This is a genomic window from Halorubrum sp. Ib24, assembly GCF_002252745.1.
Taxonomy (GTDB): Archaea; Halobacteriota; Halobacteria; order Halobacteriales; family Haloferacaceae; genus Halorubrum.
Window position 1 is genome coordinate 20,349 of the sequence record NZ_NHOX01000038.1, and the last position, 18,275, is coordinate 38,623.

An 18,275-nucleotide genomic window follows, 5' to 3' on the forward strand; every position below is an offset into this window, starting at 1 on the left:
ACGTTCGGATGTCGACCACGCAGATCAAGGACCCGGTGCACGGCTACGTTGAGCTGCCGGACGCGCTCGTCGACGGCGTCCTCGACACCCGGCCGTTCCAGCGGCTGCGGTACGTCCGCCAGCTCTCGGCGACGCACCTCGTCTACCCCGGAGCGAACCACACGCGGTTCGAGCACTCGCTCGGCGTCTACCACCTCGGCCGCACCGTGTTCGAGAACCTCCGCAGGCAGTCGTACTTCGCGCAGGGCGCGACGACCGACGAGCTGGAGGAGATCCAGCGGACGCTGGAGTGCGCCTGCCTGCTCCACGACGTCGGCCATCCGCCCTTCTCGCACCTCTCGGAGGGGTTCCTCGACGAGGGCGTCCTCCGCGAGCGAGTCGACGCCGCCGGGCTGGTGGACGCCTTCGACCGGGCCGGCGTCGGCGGCGCGCCGCTCCGGTCGGCGAGCCCGCACGAGCTGCTCGGCTGCGTCCTCATAATCGAGGAGTACGGGGACGCGCTGCGCTCGTTCGACGTCGACCCCGTCGAGGTGTGCGCGTACGTCCTCGGCTACAGCCTCGCGTACGAGCGCGGCGCGCCCTGGCAGTACGGGGTCGGCGCACAGCTGCTGCACTCGCCGATCGACGTCGACCGGCTCGACAACATCACCCGCGACAACCGCATGACCGGCGCGGGCGTGTTGAGCTTCGACGTCGACCGGATGGTCGACGCCTACACGGCCCACCCCGAGGAGGGGCTCGCGCTCACCGAGAAGGCGCTCTCGACGATCGGTAACTACCTCGAGGGCCGGATCGCGCTGTACATGTGGGTCACACAGCATCACAAGGCCGTCTACGCGAACCGGCTCCTCCAGGAGCTGCTCGGCGAGTACGAGCGCGTGACCGGCGAGAGCCCGGTGACCGTCGACGGGGTCCTCTCGCGGGAGTTGGACGACAACGCCGTGCTCGAACGCCTTCGGACCGCCGCCCGCGAACACCCCGATTCGACGCTCGCGTCGATGTACGACCGGTTCCGCGGGCGGCGCTTCCCGGCCACCTGTTGGAAACACCGGATCGCACTCGCCGACCGGATCGGCGGGGACCTCACGGGTGAGGCCGGCGCCGGTCTCGACGCGTTCACGGCGTGGCTCACCGAGGGCGACGACCGGCTGGAGCGGCTCCTCGCCGACGCGCTCGACGTCCCGGTCCACGAGGTGTGGGTCGACCGCTCGTACGTGCCCGCGTACGACCCCGACGAGCTGGAGGACATCCCCATCGCCTACGGCGGAACGACCCGGTCGGTCGGCGACTGGGGGCTGTACGGCGACCGCGCGTTCGACGTGCCCATCCCATTCGTGTTCGTCCCGGACGGGACGAAGCGGCGGGCGATCCGCGTGCTCAGGGAGGCGTTCGAGCGGGAGGTCGAGGAGCGGAAGCACGCGTAGCCGGAGCGACGAGGGGGTCCGGGGCGGAACCCGTCGGTGCTCGCGTCAGTCGTCGGCTTCGGCGGGGACGCGTCCGTCGGCGTCGTCGCTCGGAGCCGTCCGTCGCCCTCGGCCTCCGCGCGTCGTCGCCCCTCCGGCCTCGCGCGTCGTCGGCCTCTGCGTCCTGTCGTCGACGCGCGGAAGTGCTCGATCGTCGCCTCCAGCGACGCCGCCTCGTCGAACTCGTGGTCGGCGTCGAGAAGTCGACGGACCGTCTGCACGTCGGTCATCGCGTTCTTCAGCGCGTCGAGGCCGCCGGCGAGGGGGTGGATGTTGAACAGGACGCCGTCGCCGGTGATCTACCCCCCTCGCCTCGCCCATGTCGAGCTCTCCTGTTCTCCGTGTCGACGATCTGGGGCGCACGCCGCGTACCCCTTCGCGCGCATCCGATGTCGTCGGCCGTCGCGCATCGGCACGAACCTTCAATACGTCCGGCGGGAACGCGCGCTTTGCCGATCTCGGGGATGTCGTACACGAGGTTGCGGCACGACGTAGGGAACAGGATGCGGTCCGAGAGGAATGTCGACGTAGCTCAGGACCGACGCGGCGAGAAGCCGAACACGTCGGCGAAAGTCGCTCACGGTTGAGAAGGCTCTGCCCGCGCTCGAGCGCGGGGACGACTTCGCCGTCGGGCCGAACGAGTGACGCCGTCGTCGTGGACTTCGGCGTCGCCGTGGACCGCCGCGAACGGGAAGCTTCTTCATCCTGGAAAGCGTTGGTACACCTCCCGTTCAGCAGGTCGTCGGCGAAGGAAGAAGCTACCCGCGACCGGGCCAGCGACAATGTCCATCCCGTATCCCATCTTCCCTTGGCCGAACTGGGAGGCTGTGGGAGCGGCGGCGACGACGACCGCGTCGGCCCCGAAGTCGCCGTCGTCGTGCTGACGGCGAACCCGCTCGCGCCTCGTCCGCGCTCCTCGACCGCGGTGCCGAGGTGGACGGAGCGCCCGTCCTCTGCGCGGCGTCCTCGACGACGACTTCGCGACCCGCCGTAGTCGACGACGTAGCCGTCGGGGGTTCTGGAGCGCCGTGAGCCGGGTGTCCGCGGTCGCGGCCCTCGACGACCTTCGGCTCCAGCTCCGCGATCTCCTCGGCGGCAGATCGTCGCCGGAGCTTCGGGAAGAGGTCGCCGAACCCGTTCTCGTGGTAGCGCTTCCTCGCAGCTTCTCGCCTCCCTCGTCCGCCGACGCCGACGCACCATCTTGCTCCGCTTGCTGGCATTCTCGCGGTCGGGGTCGGTCCCCTCGAGGTACCGGCGAGCAGCTCCCGCGCCCTCCCTTGACTCTTCGCTTCTCCAAGTGTGTTCGTCTCGATGTCCCCGGAAGTGGAGGGTCTGCGAGTTGTTGCGTGCGGTGGGAGTTCACCGCCCGCGACTCTCCCCCGCTCCTTCTCGGCAGCGTGACGTCCGTCGACGTCGGGAACTAAGCGACCGCGTAATAAAGAGCGACGCCCCGCTGATACCGGCCGCCCGCCGATGACCAGGTTCCAGTGTGTTCCGGACATTGCGTGATGAAAGCTCACTCCCCGAGACGGACTCGGCCGTTAACGTTCTTGCTGATTCTCGGCGCTAAATCGAGCCGGCAGAGGGCCTACAGTCGTCGTTTCTAAGTTCGACGCGACCGTCGAACAGCTCGGGCCCGCCCAAGGAGGGCGACGTCGGCTATCCTGCGCGCGAGCTGTTCGGCCTCATCGATTCCCGGAGCGGGCGAACAGCGCCCGGCCCGGTATCGGCTCCGCAGGCGGGGTCTGTCCCGTCGCGAAGACTCGTCCGAGGTCGTCGTACTCGCGGCAAGCGTCCGCTCGCCGTCGGCGGGGTCTACCGGTCGCCGCGCGCTCGTAGATCACCGCCTGCATGCAGACGTCGAGGAGGTCGCACTCCTTCCGCCAGTATCGCCTCCGGCGAGCGCGGGCCTCCCGACGATCCCACGCGTCGCGGACGCGGTCGGGAGCGGTCCGGCGAGGTCGGCCATCAAGCCCTCGCGCTCGGCGCCTCCTTGGCGCGGATCCGCCGAGTCAAGCGGTCGAGGTCGGCCCGGGTCGCGACGTCGCCCAGTCTCGGCCCTCCGGCGACGTCGTGGCCACGGCGAGCCGGAGCGCGCCGGGTCGACGTCGAGCCCCGGGAGATCCTCCGCGGAATCGGTCGCCGAGCGCCAAGACGCGGTAGGCGACGCCCACGCGTGCGCGGCCACCGACTCGGGTCCCAGACGCCGCGGAGCCTGCAGCCCGTGCGCCCGCTCCTCCTTCGAGCGCGTAGGGTCCGAGGAGGGCGTCGATAGCGGCTCAGCGTCCGATTCCGGGGTCGTCTCGGCCATTCGCGGGGGTTACTCGGCGGAGCGTCCAGGAGTCCGTCGCCGGCGACGCGGCCCACGTCGCGCGGCACAATCTCGTCGAGCCACTCGTCTGGGCGGCCGGGGCTGGGCGACTCCACTCGATGCGGCCCGATGCTGCTGGTAACTCCCTCCAGGTAGTCGGCGGAGATCCTCCGAAGGTCGAGAAGACGTCCCGGTCGGCGCGCTCCCATCGGCCCTCCAAAAAAGGTGAGGTCCGCATCATGTCCTCCGGAAGTTCCAACGGGTAGACCGACCCCACGTCCACTGTTCGAGCCGCTCGCCGACGAGTCCAAGGCTGGAACTCGGAGGTGCCGGCAGGCTGGAGCGTCGCGGTGCGGATCTCGGCGGCGCGTCGCGGTCCTTCCGACGTACTCCTCGGCGCGGCGATCGAGCCGCCGGTGTCCGCGATGTCGTCCGATGATCAGGACGTTCTTCCCGTCGACGCTCCCCTGCCGGCATGGGGTAGCGATCTGGGTCGTCGGTCTTCCTCGGCGCCGACGTATGCTCCATCTTGAGGCTCGTGAGGTCGTTGAGCCCGAGGAAGTCGCAGACGCCACCGCCCCGCGAACCAGCGCGACGAGCGCGACCGACAATCGTCCGGCTCGAAGTCGGCCCGTTTCAACCGCGTCGAGAACGTTTGCGGCAGAGCCGTAGATGTACTCCAGCTTGGTGAGGGTGCAGTCGAGTCGTCCGGAAGGTCCCGCATCATAAACCGGCGTTCCTGCCACCCGCGCGCTAATAAGGGTTTAGCAACGCCGCCCGGAGAGGAGAGCGAGGCGAGGCACTTCGGCGCGTTCACTCGGAAACGCTGCGGTGGCCGCGTGCCTCCGAGTGGCCGCCCCTCCGGGCGGCCGCGAGAGCAGCGCTGAGCGACGAGCTGGGGGAGGCGTGAGGTACGGTCGCGGTGCAGGCGGGCGGGACTCAAGGGGCAGCCGGGAGCGGCGCAGGCGACCGCAAGCCCGCAACGAGGGAGCGAACGAAGTGAGCGAGCGAGTGAGGAGCAAGCGAGCGTGCCGCCCGCCTCCCGGCTGGGCTTTGGAGGTGTTCCTCCGTCGGTCGTAATCAACGATTTAGTAACCGTGCCGACCGGAGCTGTTGAGGTGTTCCTCCGCACCACCGACGGGAACGACGGAGAGAAAGGGGCCACGAACGCCGGAATCCACCCAACTCCGGCGGTAATACACGACGTATCGGTCCCGACACGATTTAGGTGGCCCGCCCGCAACGGGTCGGTAATGAGCACTCAGGCCGCGACGGAGGAGCGGACGGTCGTGATCGGGCTGGAGGTCCACGTCCAGCTCGAGACCGACACGAAGATCTTCTGCGGCTGTTCGACGGAGCCCGGAGACGAGGAGGAACCGAACACGCGCACGTGCCCGACCTGCCTCGGGCTCCCGGGCGCGCTGCCGGTCCTGAGCGAGGCCGCCGTCGAGGCCGCGGTGAAGGTGGGGAAGGCGATCGACGCCGACATCCCCGAGACGACGACGTTCCACCGGAAGAACTACTACTACCCCGACCTGCCGAAGAACTTCCAGCTCACCCAGTACGACGCCCCGATCTGCCAGTCCGGCGAGCTCGAGGTCCGCGTCGACGGCGAACCGCGGACCGTCGGGATCACCCGCGCGCACCTCGAGGAGGACCCCGGGAGCCTCCAGCACGCCGGCGGCTCCATCGAGTCGGCGACGCACACGCTCGTGAACTACAACCGCGCCGGGACGCCCCTGATGGAGATCGTCACGGAGCCCGACTTCCGGTCGCCGGCGGAGACCCGAGCGTTCCTGGCGAAGCTGGAGGAGGTCCTCGAATATCTCGGCGTCTTCGACCCGACCCGCGACGGGAGCCTGCGCGTCGACGCCAACGTCTCCTTAGTCCCGGCGGACCGGGTCGCCGACGACGGGGCGATCACCGACGACGCCCTCGCGGACGTGAACCGCGCGGAGGTGAAGAACATCTCCAGCCACAAGGGCGCCGAGCAGGCGCTCGCGTACGAGGTCACCCGACAGGAGAACGTGCTCCGTCGCGGCCGCGAGATCGAACAGGAGACGCGCCACTGGGACGAGTCGCGCGGCGTCACCGTCTCGATGCGCTCGAAGGAGGCCGAGAAGGACTACCGCTACTTCCGGGAGGCCGACCTCCCGGCGCTGGAGGTGTCGGACTGGAAGGAGCAGATCCCGATCCCCGAGCTGCCGGACGCCCGGCGGGAGCGCTTCCGCGAGGAGTACGGGCTCGACCGCGAGTCCGCCTCGAAGCTCACATCGACGAAGGCGGTCGCGGACTTCTTCGAGGACGTCGCCGAGTCGTTCGACCCCGACCTCGCCGCGACCTGGGTCGCCGACAACCTGCTCGGCGAGCTCAACTACCGAGAGATGGCGATCACGGACGTCGAGGACCGGCTCGACGAGTTCACGCGCCTGATCGAGCTGGTCGACGCCGAGGAGCTCACCGTCAAGAACGCCGAGGAGGTCGTCTTACGCGAGATGCTCGACGCGGGCGAGGACCCCGAAACGGTCATCGAGCGCGAGGGGCTCGGCGTGGCCGACTCCGGCGAGGTCGAGGACGCCGTCGACGCCGCGATCGACGACAACCCGGACGCGGTCGCCGACTACCACGACGGCGACGAGGGCGCGATCAACTTCCTCGTCGGTCAGGTGATGCAGGCGACGGGCGGCAGCGCCGACCCCGGACAGGTGAACGGGCTGCTCCGCGAGCGGCTTGACGGGTAACCGAATGCGTACCACCGACGAGGCGCTCCGCCGATGAACGTCGCCGTCGATGTCGTCGGCGAGGGGACCCGCGAGGTCGACCTCGACGCCGACGCGACCTACGCGGACCTCATCCGCGAGGCGGGATACCACCCGCAGGAGGCGTCGGCCCTCGTCGACGGCTCGCCGGTCCCCGGCGACCGCGTCGTCGACGCCGAGGAGGTCCGGCTGCTCCGACTGGTAAAGGGAGGCGCGACGGACGGCGACGCGAGGGACCGGACCGCGGCGAACGACGGCGCGTGAGCGGGGAGCGAGACGCGGACGGCGCGGACGGTGCAGACGACGCGGACGGCGCGGACGGTGCAGACGACGCGGACGGCGCGGACGGTGCAGACGACGCGGACGGCGCCGGCGACACCGCGGCGACGGCCCCCGGCGGGTTCGCGGTCGAACCCGCCGACCCCGACGACCGGCTCGACGTCCTCCGCGTGCTCGACGCCGCCATGCTGGAGACGGACCCCGAAGTCGTCGACGCCGCGATCGACGCCGGCGACGCGCTCGTCGCCCGATTCGAACGGACGGGCGCGGTCGTCGGCGCGCTGGTCGCGACGCGACCCGAACCGGAGCGACTCCGCGTCGACGCCGTGGCCGTCAGGCGGGCGCGTCGCGGTCGCGGGGTCGGCTCCGCGCTCGTCGCCGCGGCGGTCCGGCGCGCCGAGCGCGACGCCGGTGTCTCGGTCGTCTCCGCGGCGTTCGACCCCGGTCTCCGGGGGTTCTACGAGGGACTCGGATTCGCGGTCCGGCCCGTCGACGCCGCTACCGACGCCACGGGCCGGGGTTCGGACCGCCTCGCGGGACGGGTGCCGGTGAACGGGCGCGACCGGTCGTGAACCGCCCGCAAGCGGCGCGTCCGACTCCCGGCTGACTGACCTTTTTCTACGTGGTATGTGTACACATATCTCACTCAAGAATGCCCTCTACATCCGGCTCATCCGAGACGTCCGGTGGTACCGACGTCGAGACGGCGGACTCCGAGGACGGTCCGCGGCTTCGAGTAACCGCGTCGGTGGGCTCGGCGAGCGACCGCCGTCCCGGCTACCACCACCGCGTCCGCGTCGCCGCGCTCGCGGCCGAACGCGAAGCGCTCGACGAGCAGGTGGACGCGCTCAGGGCCGAGATGGAGGCGCTCGAAGCGGAGGTCGAAGCGCTCGAACGAACCGTCGAGTCGAAGGACCGACAGCGACAGCAGGTGATCGACAACTACGAGACGATCGTCGCGAACCGATCGGAGCCCGACCGCGAGTCCGAGTCGGAGTCCGCGACGGCGGCGGAGTCGACGGGGCGGGGACCGCTGGCCGCGGTCGCGTCGCGGATCAAACGAGTGATAGCGCGGGTACGGCGCTCGGACGAGTAGCCGGAGCCCGCGTCCGATCGGGGGGAGCTCGCATCCGATGTCCATTTCCGGGTCGACCTCCTCGTTCCGGGTATGAACGCCGATTCGCCCGCGGTTTCGACGAACGCCCGACCGCGATCCGTGGTGGGAGACGTATGAGCGGAAAAGACGAGTACTACAACCGGTCGAAACAGCAGGGGTACCGGAGCCGGGCCTCCTACAAGCTGAAACAGCTCGATGAGAAGTCGGACCTCTTCGAGCGCGGCGACACCGTCGTCGACCTCGGGGCCGCCCCGGGCGGGTGGCTCCAGGTCGCCGCCGAGGAGGTCGGCGAGTCGGGGACCGTCGTCGGCGTCGACCTCCAGCGCATCGACGACCTCGAGGAGCACGACGTGGAGACGATCCGCGGCGACATGACCGAGGAGCGCACCCGCCACTACCTGCGCGAGGCGGTCGGCGAGCGCGGCGCCGACGTGGTGCTCTCGGACATGGCGCCGAACATGACCGGCGAGTACTCCCTCGACCACGCCCGGTCGATCCACCTCGCGCGGCAGGCGTTCGACGTGGCCGAGGAGCTGCTCGCGCCCGGCGGCGACTTCGTGGTAAAGGCTTTCCAGGGAGAAGACCTCGACGCCTTCCGCGAGGACGTCCGCGCGGAGTTCGAGTACCTCCGGACCGTCTCACCGCCCGCCTCCCGGGACTCCTCCTCGGAGGTGTACCTCGTCGCCAAGGGGCTCAACACCGCTCCCGTCGAGGCGGGCGACCGGCTGGAGGTGACGATCGAGGAGCTCGGCGACGAGGGCGACGGGATCGCGTACGTCGAGGGGTACTCCGTCTTCGTCCCCGGCGCCGGGGTCGGCGAGACGCTGACTGTCGTCATCGACGAGGCGAAGCCCCGGTTCGGCTTCGCCGAGCGCGTCGACGACGGCGAGTAGCGGCCCTCTTTTCGGCCGGTCGGCGACGAGTAGCGGCCCGCTTTTCGGCCGGTCGGCGACGTATCGCTCAGGAGGCGTCCGGGCGCCGGGCCCACTCGCGGAGGGTGAACCCCTCGTAGTCGGTCTCGTCCGCCACGCGCCACTCCGTCTCGTCCCACGCGGGGAACCGAGTGTCGCCCTCGTAGGCGCCGTCGATGTGGCTGAGGGCCATCCGATCGACGTGCGGCTGGAACAGCTCGTAGATGGCCCCGCCGCCGAGGACGTAGACGGGGGCGTTCGGGTCGGCGTACGGAACGTCGTCGGCCGGGCCCGTTCCGGCGGGCGACGTCTCGCCGGCGACGGCGGCGTCCGTTCCGCCGGCGACGCCGTCCGCCGCTCCGAGGCCGGCCCGCTCGCCGACGAGCTCGCGGGCGAGCGAGATCGCCTCGTCGACGCCGTCGGCGACCACCGCGGTCGGCACGTCCACCGCGTCGACGCTGCGGCTCACGACTATCTGTCGGCGTCCGGGGAGGTCACCGCGCATGGAATCGAAGGTCCGTCGACCTAAAATGACCGGCGAGCCGGCGACGCGTTCGCGATACTGGCGGATGTCCTCGGGGAGATCCGGCCACGGGACGCCGCCGTCGTTCCCGATCACCCCGTTCTCCGCGAGCGCGGCGACGCTGACGAGTTGCACGGGATCGGTAGGGGCGGCGGCGGTAAAAAGCGGTCGGGGCGTCCCCGGCTACTCCGCGAGGCCGAGCAGGTCGAACGGGTAGCCGTTGTCGACCGCGTCGGCCTGCTCGTAGACGACGCGGGCGGCCGCCACGTCTTGGATCGCGAGGCCGGTGGAGTCGAAGACGGTGACGCCCGCGACGCCCTCGGCGCCCGTCCCGGGGGCGCTCCCGCCGGCGTCGATCCCCGCCCGACCGGGGCGGGTCCCGACGACGATCTCTCCGATCTCGCCGTAGATGTCCTCGTCCGTGAGCGTCCCCGTCGCGTAGGGGACGTTGATCTCGCCGGAGTGGGTGCACTGCTCGTGGTCGTCGATGACGACCGTGGCGTCCAGCAGGAGCTCGTCAGCCAGTTCGTGTTTCCCCGCGGCGTCGGCGCCCATCGCGTTGATATGGGTGTGATCGCCGACGTCGTCGGCGCCGACGACTGGGTCCTCGACGGGCGTCACCGTCGAGAGCACGTCGCAGTGACCGGCCTCACTGATCGAACCCGCCCGCACGTCGAACCGGTCGTCGAAGGCGTCGACGAAGCGAGCGACGCGCTCCTCGTCGAGATCGCTCACGACGACCTCTCGGATGTCTCGGACCTCGGCGATGGCCTCCAGTTGGGTGTACGACTGGACGCCGGCGCCGACAATCCCGAGCGAGGTCGCGTCGGGGACCGCGAGGTGGTCGGTGGCGACGGCGGCGGCCGCGCCCGTTCGCTTCATCGTGAGCGTCGTGCCGTCGAGGATCGCCAGCGGGAACGCCGTCTCGGGGTCGGAGTAGATCATCGTCCCCATCACTGTCGGGAGGTCGTGGTCGGCGGGGTTGTCGGTGTGGACGTTCACCCACTTGATTCCGGCCGCGTCCCAGCCGGTCTCCTCGTCGGTGTCCTCGGTCCTGACGTCGAGGTAGGCCGGCATCGACCGGAAGTCGCCGTTGTACTCCGGGAGGTCGATGTACGACTTCGCGGGCATCTTCGCGTTCCCGCGCTCGTAGGCGGTGAACGCGCCGCGCACCGCGTCGATGACGCGGTCCATGCGAGCGTTCTCGTCGACGTCGTCGGCGTTCAAAAGCAGCGTCTGCATGTCGCAAGCTTTGCCAGAGGAGTACTTGAACCCTGTTGAATCGACGGCGGGGACGGGGACCCCGGAGTCGGACCCACAGGCGGCGATGCGTCGGGTGTCCACCGGAAACGCTGCGTCAGTGGTTCCGTTGGAACCCGTAATCGAGGAAGTATTCGCACATTCTACTGATATTATATATTAAGCTGACACAGGATTTTAATACCTCGGTGCGCCTTCGAAAGACGATGACTGACGAAGTCGAGACCGGGTTCGAGAATCCGGTAACTGAGGTATGCTCTCCCCAGCAGATGCTGGAGTCAGATCACGTCTACGAGGTGTTAACTCATGCTCGGCGTCGATACGTCTGTTATTCGCTTCTCGGAGACGCGGAGCGGTCGCTGACCGATCTGGCGACGAAGATCGCCGGGTGGGAGAACGACGTCCCCGAACGCGCGGTCACCGAGCGACAACGAGAGCGGGTGTACATCGCCCTCTATCACGCGCACGTCCCCAAGTTGGTCGAGGAAAACGTCGTCGCGTTCGACGAGCCGAGCGAGACGATTTCGCCCGCCGAGAACGCCGACCGAGTCCTGGCGGCACTCGAAGGGACGGGGAGCGCTCTCGACGGCGATCGACGGGCGCACGGTCGCGGTTCCAGGGATGACGGGGACCGGTGACCCCGCGGCGACCGGTGATGGCGATCCGCTTCCCGACGGAGGCGCTCGCTGGCGTCGAGTCGTCGAGCGACGCCACGAACCCGAGCGAGACGACGGACTCACGACGGCGATCGTCTCCGCGATCGCGGACGCGGGGAACGTCTCTCCGAGCAGCCTGAAATCCCCGCCGTTGTACGAGGTGGTCGACGCGGCCGAAATCGAACTGGCGTTCCTCGGTTTGAACGCCGGTGAGAGCGCCCGAAGAGGGACGGGAAGCGTCGAGTTCCGCTACACCGAGTACCTCGTCGAAGTCGGGAGCGACTGGTGGATACGGGTCTACGAGCGGATCGAGGCGGGGGACCCGGATCCGAATACGTCGCCCGCGGAGGAGGTCGACGACGCCGGCGGACTGTGATCGAACGGTCCGCCCGTCAGACGGGCTCCGGAATCGCCGACGACTGCGGGGAGACGGGCTCCGGAATCGCAGACGACTGCGGACGCGAACGGCGCGGAGGGCCGGGAACACGATTATACGGTCTCACCGTCCATATCGACCCATGAGTCTCTCGCTCGACGCCGACCAACTCGATCGGTACTCCAGGCACGTCATCATGGACGAGGTCGGCCCGGAGGGGCAGAAGCGGCTCCTCGACGGGCGCGCCCTCGTGGTCGGGGCGGGCGGGCTCGGCGCGCCCGTCGTCCAGTACCTCGCGGCCGCGGGCGTCGGGACGCTCGGGGTCGTCGACGACGACGTCGTCGAGCGCTCGAACCTCCAGCGACAGGTGATCCACGGCGACGCCGACGTGGGCGAGCCGAAGGTCGACTCCGCGGCGCGGTACGTCGACCGACTCAATCCCGATATCGACGTGGAGACGCACGAGACGCGCCTCGACGAGGGGAACGTCCACGACCTCTTGGCCGGATACGACCTCGTCGTCGACTGCGCGGACAACTTCCGGACGCGGTACGTCGTCAACGACGCGGCCCGCATCGAGGGGCTCCCCGTCGTCCACGGAGCGATCTACAAGTTCGAGGGGCAGGCGACGACCCTCGTCCCCGACGGCCCCTGCTACCGGTGCCTGTTCCCCGAGGCGCCCGAGCCCGGAACGGTTCCCGACTGCGCGGCGACGGGCGTGCTCGGCGTGCTTCCCGGCACGGTCGGCTGCATCCAAGCGACCGAGGCGATCAAGCTCCTCCTCGACGCCGGGGAGACGCTCGACGGTCGGCTCCTGTTTTACGACGCGATGGACCTGACCTTCGAGACCGTCCCGTATCGTCGCAATCCGGACTGTCCGGTGTGCGGCGACGACGGTATCGAAACGATCGACGGGATCGACTACTCGGGCGGCTGTCGCGTGGACGCGGACTAGCGGTCGCGTCGCTCCCGCCGCGATCCGTGGACGCGGCCGGCCGAAGCGGGGTCGATCCGACCGCCGCTCACAGCGAGCGCTCGGTCATCGTCGGGCCGCCCGCGGCGCCCGAGCCGTCGGCGGCGAACCCCGACCGGACGCACCACCGGCAGTAGCGGAAGTCGGGGCGGTTCTCGGCCCCGCAGTGCCGGCAGACGACGGTCTTCCCGTCGACGTCGAGCGGCGGCGGATCGCCGTTCGGGTCGGCTCCGGTCGCCGCCGAGCCGGCGTCGGCGCCCGCGGCGAACTCCGGACCGGCGGCCAGGGCGCCGTCCGCGTCGCCCTCGGCGTCCGCGTCCGACGGCGACGAGTCGCCGGTCGAGCCGAGCGCCCCGGGCGGCTCCCAGTCCCGTCTCGCGAGGAACCACGCGAGCGCGACGTTGGCGGCGAGCACCGCGACGAACACCGCGGCGACCGGAAGGAGGTTACCTCCCGTCATGTGTCGTGTGTTAGCAGGCGAGGAATATATGACCAGCGGTGAGCGCGGGGTGACCCGTCCCGGTCCGCCCGAGGGGCCGTCCGCTCTCGTCGGGATCCGCTCCGGTCCCGAGCGGCGGTCCGCTCCGGTCCCCGGTACTCTTACCGCGGCCCGCCGAACGGGAGGGCGTATGAAGGAGATCGTCCACACAGACGCGGCGCCCGAGGCGGTCGGAGCCTACAGCCAAGCGACGACGACCGGCGAGCTCGTGTTCACGGCCGGGCAGATACCGCTGACGCCCGGCGGCGACCTGCTCGACGACGCGCCGATCGCCGAGCAGACGGAGCGGGCCCTCGACAACCTCGTCGCCGTGCTCGACGAGGCGGGCGCGACGCCAACGGACGTGCTGAAGACGACCGCCTTCCTCGACGACATCGACGACTTCGACGAGATGAACGAGGCGTACGCGGGCTACTTCGACGAATCGCCGCCGGCGCGGTCGGCGGTGCAGGCTGGCGCGCTCCCGAAGGGCGTCGGCGTCGAGATCGAGGCCGTCGCCGCCGTCGAGTAGATGGGCGGCGAGGGCGGCGAGGACGGCGAGGACGGCGAGGACGGCGAGACCGGAGGGAGAGCAGACGCGGCGGAGCCCCCCGCACGGCCGACGAGGCGCGCCAGAGCGAAATCGGCCGCGCTGTGGGGTATCGTCGGCGGATTCGCCGTTCTCGTGCTCTCGCAGGGGTTCCTGATCGTCGCGGGCGACCTCCCCGTCGGATACGGCGGGATAGTCGGGTTGGCCGCGGCCGTCGCCGTCGCGTCGGGCGGAATCGCTTACGCGGCCGAGCACCGACTGCGGGCGAAGCGCGTGAAGAGAAGGACTTAACAGTCACAGCGGATTACCTCAGACTGAGCCAGGATGGCCGAGTGGTAAGGCGCACGCCTGGAAAGCGTGTTCCCTTCCGGGATCGGGGGTTCAAATCCCTCTCCTGGCGTTCCTTGACGACGCAAACCGACGAGCGACGCGTGCCGTCTCCGCTTCGTCGCTCAACGTCCTCTGACGTCGCTAGACCGGTCGTACGTCGCTGAACCGTCTCGTATCTCGACAAAAGACTCATATGTGTGGGTATAGTTGACACGGGTGACGATGCCAGACACGAAATCGGGTCGCGAGCGGAAAGGGAGGAACAAGCGCCGACAGCTGGAGAGCCGCCTCAACCGACGCGAGCTGGACGCCGCCGAGGAACCGCCGGAACCGTCCCTCGACGAGGTCGACTCGGAGTACCTCGACGAGGACGAGTTCGATCGGTGAGCGCTCGCGACCGAACGCCGCCCCCCGCTTTTCATCCGTGACTGAACTCCGCGAGCGACGCGTCTACGCCGCTTCCTTCCGAGGTTGACGCGCCCGCGCCGCTTCCTGCAGAGGTCGACCCGACGCCGAGAGCCGCGTGTCGTCGGTCGCGTACCTCGGTATCGCGGCGAGCGACGAGCGACGACACATATAAACGAGCCGGGTTCAGCGGTCGTGCTCCGGTGAAGATCCGTGCTAACTATCCTCATAAATGTCGAGAGAGCGAACCGGAGTCATGCGGTTTCCGAGGTTCGCGGACCGTCGGTCCGGGCTCCGCTCGATCGCTCCTCAACGACGGGTTTATATAGAATCACAATCAATCAAACGCTGTATGAGCCAGCGAATGCAGCAGGGTCAGCCGATGATCATCATGGGCGACGACGCCCAGCGCGTCAAGGACAAGGACGCACAGGAGTACAACATCTCCGCGGCGCGCGGCGTCGCCGAGTCCGTACGCTCGACGCTCGGACCGAAAGGGATGGACAAGATGCTCGTCGACTCGATGGGCGACGTCACCATCACGAACGACGGCGTCACCATCCTGCAGACGATGGACATCGACAACCCGACCGCCGAGATGATCGTCGAGGTCGCCGAGACGCAGGAGGACGAGGCCGGCGACGGCACGACGAGCGCGGTCGCGATCGCGGGCGAGCTGCTCAAGAACGCCGAGGACCTCCTCGAGCAGGACATCCACCCGACGGCGGTCATCAAGGGCTTCAACCTCGCGAGCGAGTACGCCCGCGAGCAGGTCGACGAGGTCGCCACAGAGGTCGACCCCGACGACACCGAGACGCTCAAGAACGTCGCCGAGACGGCGATGACGGGCAAGGGCGCGGAGCTCGACAAGGAGACCCTCGCCGACCTCGTCGTCCGCGCGATCCAGGGCGTCACCGTCGAGGCCGACGACGGCTCCCACGTCGTCGACCTGGCGAACCTCAACATCGAGACCCGCACCGGCCGCGCGGCCGGCGAGTCCGAGCTCCTCTCGGGCGCGGTGATCGACAAGGACCCCGTCCACGACGACATGCCGACCGACTTCGAGTCGGCCGACGTCCTCCTCCTCAACGACCCGATCGAGGTCGAGGAGGCCGACGTCGACACCTCCGTCAACGTCGACTCTCCCGACCAGCTCCAGAAGTTCCTCGACCAGGAGGAGAAGCAGCTGCGCGAGAAGGTCGACCAGATCGTCGACAGCGGGGCCGACGTCGTCTTCTGTCAGAAGGGTATCGACGACCTCGCACAGCACTACCTCGCGAAGGAGGGCATTCTCGCGATCCGCCGCACGAAGAAGTCCGACCTGGGCTTCCTCAAGAACGTGCTCGGCGCGCCGATCGTCACCGACCTCGACTCGCTCTCCGCGGAGGACCTCGCGGTCGGCTCGATCGAGCGCGACGAGGAGGAGGGGCTGTTCTACGTCGAGGGCGAGAACGCCCACGGCGTCACCCTCCTGCTGTACGGCACGACCGAACACGTCGTCGACGAGATCGAGCGCGGCATCGAGGACGCGATCGACGTGGTCGCGACGACCGTCTCCGACGGCCGCACGCTCCCCGGCGGCGGCGCCATCGAGGTCGAGCTCGCCCGTCGGCTCCGCGACTACGCCGACTCCGTCTCCGGCCGCGAGCAGCTCGCGGTCGAGGCGTTCGCCGACTCGTTGGAGCTCATCCCCCGCGTGCTCGCCGAGAACGCCGGACTCGACGCCATCGACCTCCTCGTCGACCTGCGCGCGGCCCACGAGGCCGGCGACGCGCACGCCGGGCTGAACGTCTTCTCCGGCGAGGTCGAGGACACCGCCGAGGCCGGCGTCGTGGAGACGGCCCAGGCGAAGGAGCAGGCGATCGCCTCCGCCGCGGAGGCCGCGAACCTCGTGCTGAAAATCGACGACATCATCTCCGCGGGCGACCTGTCGACCGGCGGCGACGACGACGAGGGCGGCGCCCCGGCCGGCGGCATGGGCGGCATGGGCGGCATGGGCGGTGCGATGTAAGCGAGGTTCCGTAGGAAGACACCACCAGCGACCCGCTCCGACCGCGTACCGCCGTTCGAACACGCACGCTCGCGTTTCCCCGTTTTCGTTTTTTCACGAACCAGTCACGGAGAGCCGCGGCGCTCGTCGGTCGAGTGTTGCGAGCAGAGAACTGCGCAAGCCGCGGCGGCGTTGTCACTAAGCGGCTGATAAACGGGGAAAATCCGGCGGGACCGCGGTCGGCTTACTTGCCCTGACGGTCGTTGCCGGTGACGCTCGGACGGGTCTTCTCCGTGCCCTTGCCGCGCGTGCGCTGGCCGCGGCCCTTCGTGCCGGCAGAGGTGAGCCCGCGGAAGGCGCGCCCGCGGTGGTCGTCCGAGGTGATCCACCCGAGGTCGTCGTCGTTCTCGATCGCGGGGTGGGCGGGGTCCACGAGGATCACTTCGTGCCACTTCTGCGAGCCGTCCTCGCCGACCCAGTAGGAGTTGAGCACGCGGAGGTTGCGGTACTTCCGCGAGGCGCGCTCCTCGGCGATCCGGTGGATCGACTTGCGGCGCGAGAGTCGGTTGACGCCCTGTCGCTTCGAGCGGCGACCGGCCTTGTGACGCTGCTTGCGCGAGCCGCCCTTGCGGACGCTCACGCGAGCGACGATCACGCCCTGCTTGGCCTTGTAGCCGAGCTCACGGGCCTTGTCGAGGCGCGTGGGGCGCTCGATGCGCTCGATGGCGCCCTCGTCGCGCCACTGCTGTTTTCGCTGCCACTGCAGCTCTGCCAGTTTCCCCTCCTTGGGGGACCGCCACGCCTCCTTGATGTGCGAGTAGAAGCTTCGTGCCATATGTTGTCCGCGGACGGTTGCGATTCAGCCGCGAAGCGGCCACATTTCGTCTCGTCCCGGGGAGCGTCGACGGCGTTGACGAGCTCCGCTCGTCAGCCCATCAGACGCGGTCTGATGACGTCGACGAGGCCCCGGCGGCGAGTGCCCGCTGTGTCCGCACCAGCGAGTTACTCGTAATTCCCGCGGTTCGCCCTTAACCGCTTCGCTACGGCGTTCGCGTGGGTTGGCGTGGCACGCGAGAACGCGGCCGCGTCGTCATAACCCGGAGCGATCGATGGGGCGCTCACCGACGCGGAGCGATCGATGGGGCGCTCACCGACGCGGAGCGATCGATGGGGCGCTCACCGACGCGGAGCGGGTCACGCGTCGACGAACAGCCCGTCGACGACCGTCTCGATCAGCGCGTCCTCGACGCGCTCGTAGGCGGCGTCGCTGTCGGCGCCGATCGGCGCGTTCCGCGAGCGCGCGGTGAACACGAGCGAGACGAACAGCTCGTCGATCAGCTGCGGGTCGTCGTATCGGAACGCGTCGAGATCGGCCAATCGGCCGGCGAACGGCAGCCCCGCGTCGTACGCCGCCGACTCGATCCCCCCATCCTCGCCCTCGGCGTCGGCGATCCGGTCCTGTAGCTCGCGGAGCTCCCCGTCGACGATGAGCGAGGAGATGAGGGGGTTCGACCGCACCTCCGCGAGCGTGGTCTTCAGGAGGACCCGCACCTCCTCGCGGGGCGTGTCCACCGCCGCGACCGCCTCCGCGATCGACGCCTCCAACTCCTCGCGCTCCGCGACGAGCACCTCGACGTACAGCGCCTCCTTGGAGTCGTAGAAGCGGTAGAACGTGCTCGTACCGATGTCGACCGCCTCGGTCACGTCCTTGATCCGCGTGCGCTCGAATCCGAAGCGCTCGAACAGCTCTCGGCCCGCCGCCACGAGTTCCGCTCGAATGCGCTCGCGCTCCTCGTCGGAGAACCCGCTCATCGCTCGTCCTCGTGGCCGTGGACGCCGACCGATCTATGTGCGCTCATGTCCGTCGCTACGAATCCAAAAACAAAGACGTTAT

General features: G+C 69.3%; 18 protein-coding genes and 1 tRNA gene. 14 read left to right on the top strand and 5 right to left on the bottom strand.

Annotated elements, in window-relative coordinates; all coding sequences use genetic code 11:
* Positions 1 to 8: 8 nt before the first annotated feature.
* The 6 genes from DJ82_RS09735 (at position 9) to DJ82_RS09770 (ending at position 8,822) form a co-directional block, all read left to right on the top strand.
* The gene (locus DJ82_RS09735; protein ID WP_094581696.1) at positions 9 to 1,424 is read left to right on the top strand and encodes an HD domain-containing protein; all 1,416 of its coding nucleotides are present in this window, start codon (positions 9 to 11) and stop codon (positions 1,422 to 1,424) included.
* A 3,603-nt stretch (positions 1,425 to 5,027) separates the two neighbouring features.
* Entirely contained in the window at positions 5,028 to 6,515 is a 1,488-nt protein-coding gene (gatB, locus tag DJ82_RS09750; protein ID WP_094581697.1) for an Asp-tRNA(Asn)/Glu-tRNA(Gln) amidotransferase subunit GatB, read from the top strand.
* Between the two features lie 33 nt (positions 6,516 to 6,548).
* Positions 6,549 to 6,797 carry a ubiquitin-like small modifier protein 2 gene (locus tag DJ82_RS09755; protein ID WP_094528151.1) on the top strand — a complete coding sequence of 83 codons (249 nt, stop codon included), beginning with the start codon at positions 6,549 to 6,551 and terminating at the stop codon, positions 6,795 to 6,797.
* Entirely contained in the window at positions 6,794 to 7,384 is a 591-nt protein-coding gene (locus DJ82_RS09760) for a GNAT family N-acetyltransferase (protein ID WP_321166845.1), read from the top strand. Before DJ82_RS09755 ends, DJ82_RS09760 begins: the two co-directional genes overlap by 4 nt.
* Positions 7,385 to 7,464: 80 nt before the next feature.
* Positions 7,465 to 7,908, top strand: coding sequence for a hypothetical protein (locus DJ82_RS09765; protein ID WP_094525012.1), 444 nt, complete (start codon positions 7,465 to 7,467; stop codon positions 7,906 to 7,908).
* A 134-nt stretch (positions 7,909 to 8,042) separates the two neighbouring features.
* Positions 8,043 to 8,822, top strand: a complete 780-nt coding sequence (locus DJ82_RS09770; RefSeq protein WP_094581698.1) for a 23S rRNA (uridine(2552)-2'-O)-methyltransferase — start codon at positions 8,043 to 8,045, stop codon at positions 8,820 to 8,822.
* 67 nt (positions 8,823 to 8,889) lie between these two features.
* On the opposite strand, the gene DJ82_RS09775 is transcribed toward DJ82_RS09770, so the two are convergent.
* Together DJ82_RS09775 and DJ82_RS09780 are read right to left on the bottom strand one after the other, a co-directional pair.
* Positions 8,890 to 9,498 carry a dihydrofolate reductase gene (locus DJ82_RS09775; protein ID WP_094581699.1) on the bottom strand — a complete coding sequence of 203 codons (609 nt, stop codon included), beginning with the start codon at positions 9,496 to 9,498 and terminating at the stop codon, positions 8,890 to 8,892.
* 48 nt (positions 9,499 to 9,546) lie between these two features.
* Positions 9,547 to 10,605 (bottom strand): ornithine cyclodeaminase family protein, encoded by a 1,059-nt coding sequence (locus tag DJ82_RS09780; protein WP_094525015.1) that lies wholly within the window; start codon positions 10,603 to 10,605, stop codon positions 9,547 to 9,549.
* A 224-nt stretch (positions 10,606 to 10,829) separates the two neighbouring features.
* Here DJ82_RS09780 and DJ82_RS09785 point away from each other — a divergent pair, with 224 nt between their 5' ends.
* The 3 genes from DJ82_RS09785 (at position 10,830) to DJ82_RS09795 (ending at position 12,610) form a co-directional block, all read left to right on the top strand.
* Entirely contained in the window at positions 10,830 to 11,261 is a 432-nt protein-coding gene (locus tag DJ82_RS09785) for a hypothetical protein (RefSeq protein WP_094581700.1), read from the top strand.
* On the top strand, positions 11,245 to 11,655 hold the full coding sequence (locus DJ82_RS09790; RefSeq protein ID WP_094581701.1) for a HalOD1 output domain-containing protein: 411 nt from the start codon (positions 11,245 to 11,247) through the stop codon (positions 11,653 to 11,655). Before DJ82_RS09785 ends, DJ82_RS09790 begins: the two co-directional genes overlap by 17 nt.
* A 142-nt stretch (positions 11,656 to 11,797) precedes the next feature.
* Entirely contained in the window at positions 11,798 to 12,610 is an 813-nt protein-coding gene (locus DJ82_RS09795; protein WP_094525018.1) for a molybdopterin-synthase adenylyltransferase MoeB, read from the top strand.
* A 67-nt stretch (positions 12,611 to 12,677) separates the two neighbouring features.
* On the opposite strand, the gene DJ82_RS09800 is transcribed toward DJ82_RS09795, so the two are convergent.
* A complete protein-coding gene (locus tag DJ82_RS09800) occupies positions 12,678 to 13,088 on the bottom strand; it encodes a hypothetical protein (RefSeq protein WP_094525019.1) in 411 nt (136 codons plus the stop codon).
* 169 nt (positions 13,089 to 13,257) lie between these two features.
* Here DJ82_RS09800 and DJ82_RS09805 point away from each other — a divergent pair, with 169 nt between their 5' ends.
* The 5 genes from DJ82_RS09805 (at position 13,258) to thsB (ending at position 16,402) form a co-directional block, all read left to right on the top strand.
* On the top strand, positions 13,258 to 13,638 hold the full coding sequence (locus DJ82_RS09805) for a Rid family detoxifying hydrolase (RefSeq protein ID WP_094581702.1): 381 nt from the start codon (positions 13,258 to 13,260) through the stop codon (positions 13,636 to 13,638).
* A complete protein-coding gene (locus tag DJ82_RS09810; protein WP_094581703.1) occupies positions 13,639 to 13,947 on the top strand; it encodes a hypothetical protein in 309 nt (102 codons plus the stop codon). It abuts the gene before it with no gap.
* Positions 13,948 to 13,974: 27 nt separating this feature from the next.
* Positions 13,975 to 14,056, top strand: a tRNA-Ser gene (locus DJ82_RS09815).
* A 152-nt stretch (positions 14,057 to 14,208) separates the two neighbouring features.
* Entirely contained in the window at positions 14,209 to 14,373 is a 165-nt protein-coding gene (locus DJ82_RS14985; RefSeq protein ID WP_170938361.1) for a hypothetical protein, read from the top strand.
* A 382-nt stretch (positions 14,374 to 14,755) separates the two neighbouring features.
* A complete protein-coding gene (gene thsB / locus DJ82_RS09820) occupies positions 14,756 to 16,402 on the top strand; it encodes a thermosome subunit beta (protein WP_094581713.1) in 1,647 nt (548 codons plus the stop codon).
* Between the two features lie 223 nt (positions 16,403 to 16,625).
* Here the strand turns inward: thsB and DJ82_RS09825 are convergent, their stop codons facing one another.
* Positions 16,626 to 17,216 carry a 50S ribosomal protein L15e gene (locus tag DJ82_RS09825; protein WP_094525022.1) on the bottom strand — a complete coding sequence of 197 codons (591 nt, stop codon included), beginning with the start codon at positions 17,214 to 17,216 and terminating at the stop codon, positions 16,626 to 16,628.
* Between the two features lie 359 nt (positions 17,217 to 17,575).
* Positions 17,576 to 18,193, bottom strand: a complete 618-nt coding sequence (locus tag DJ82_RS09830; RefSeq protein WP_094581704.1) for a TetR/AcrR family transcriptional regulator — start codon at positions 18,191 to 18,193, stop codon at positions 17,576 to 17,578.
* Between the last annotated feature and the right edge of the window lie 82 nt (positions 18,194 to 18,275).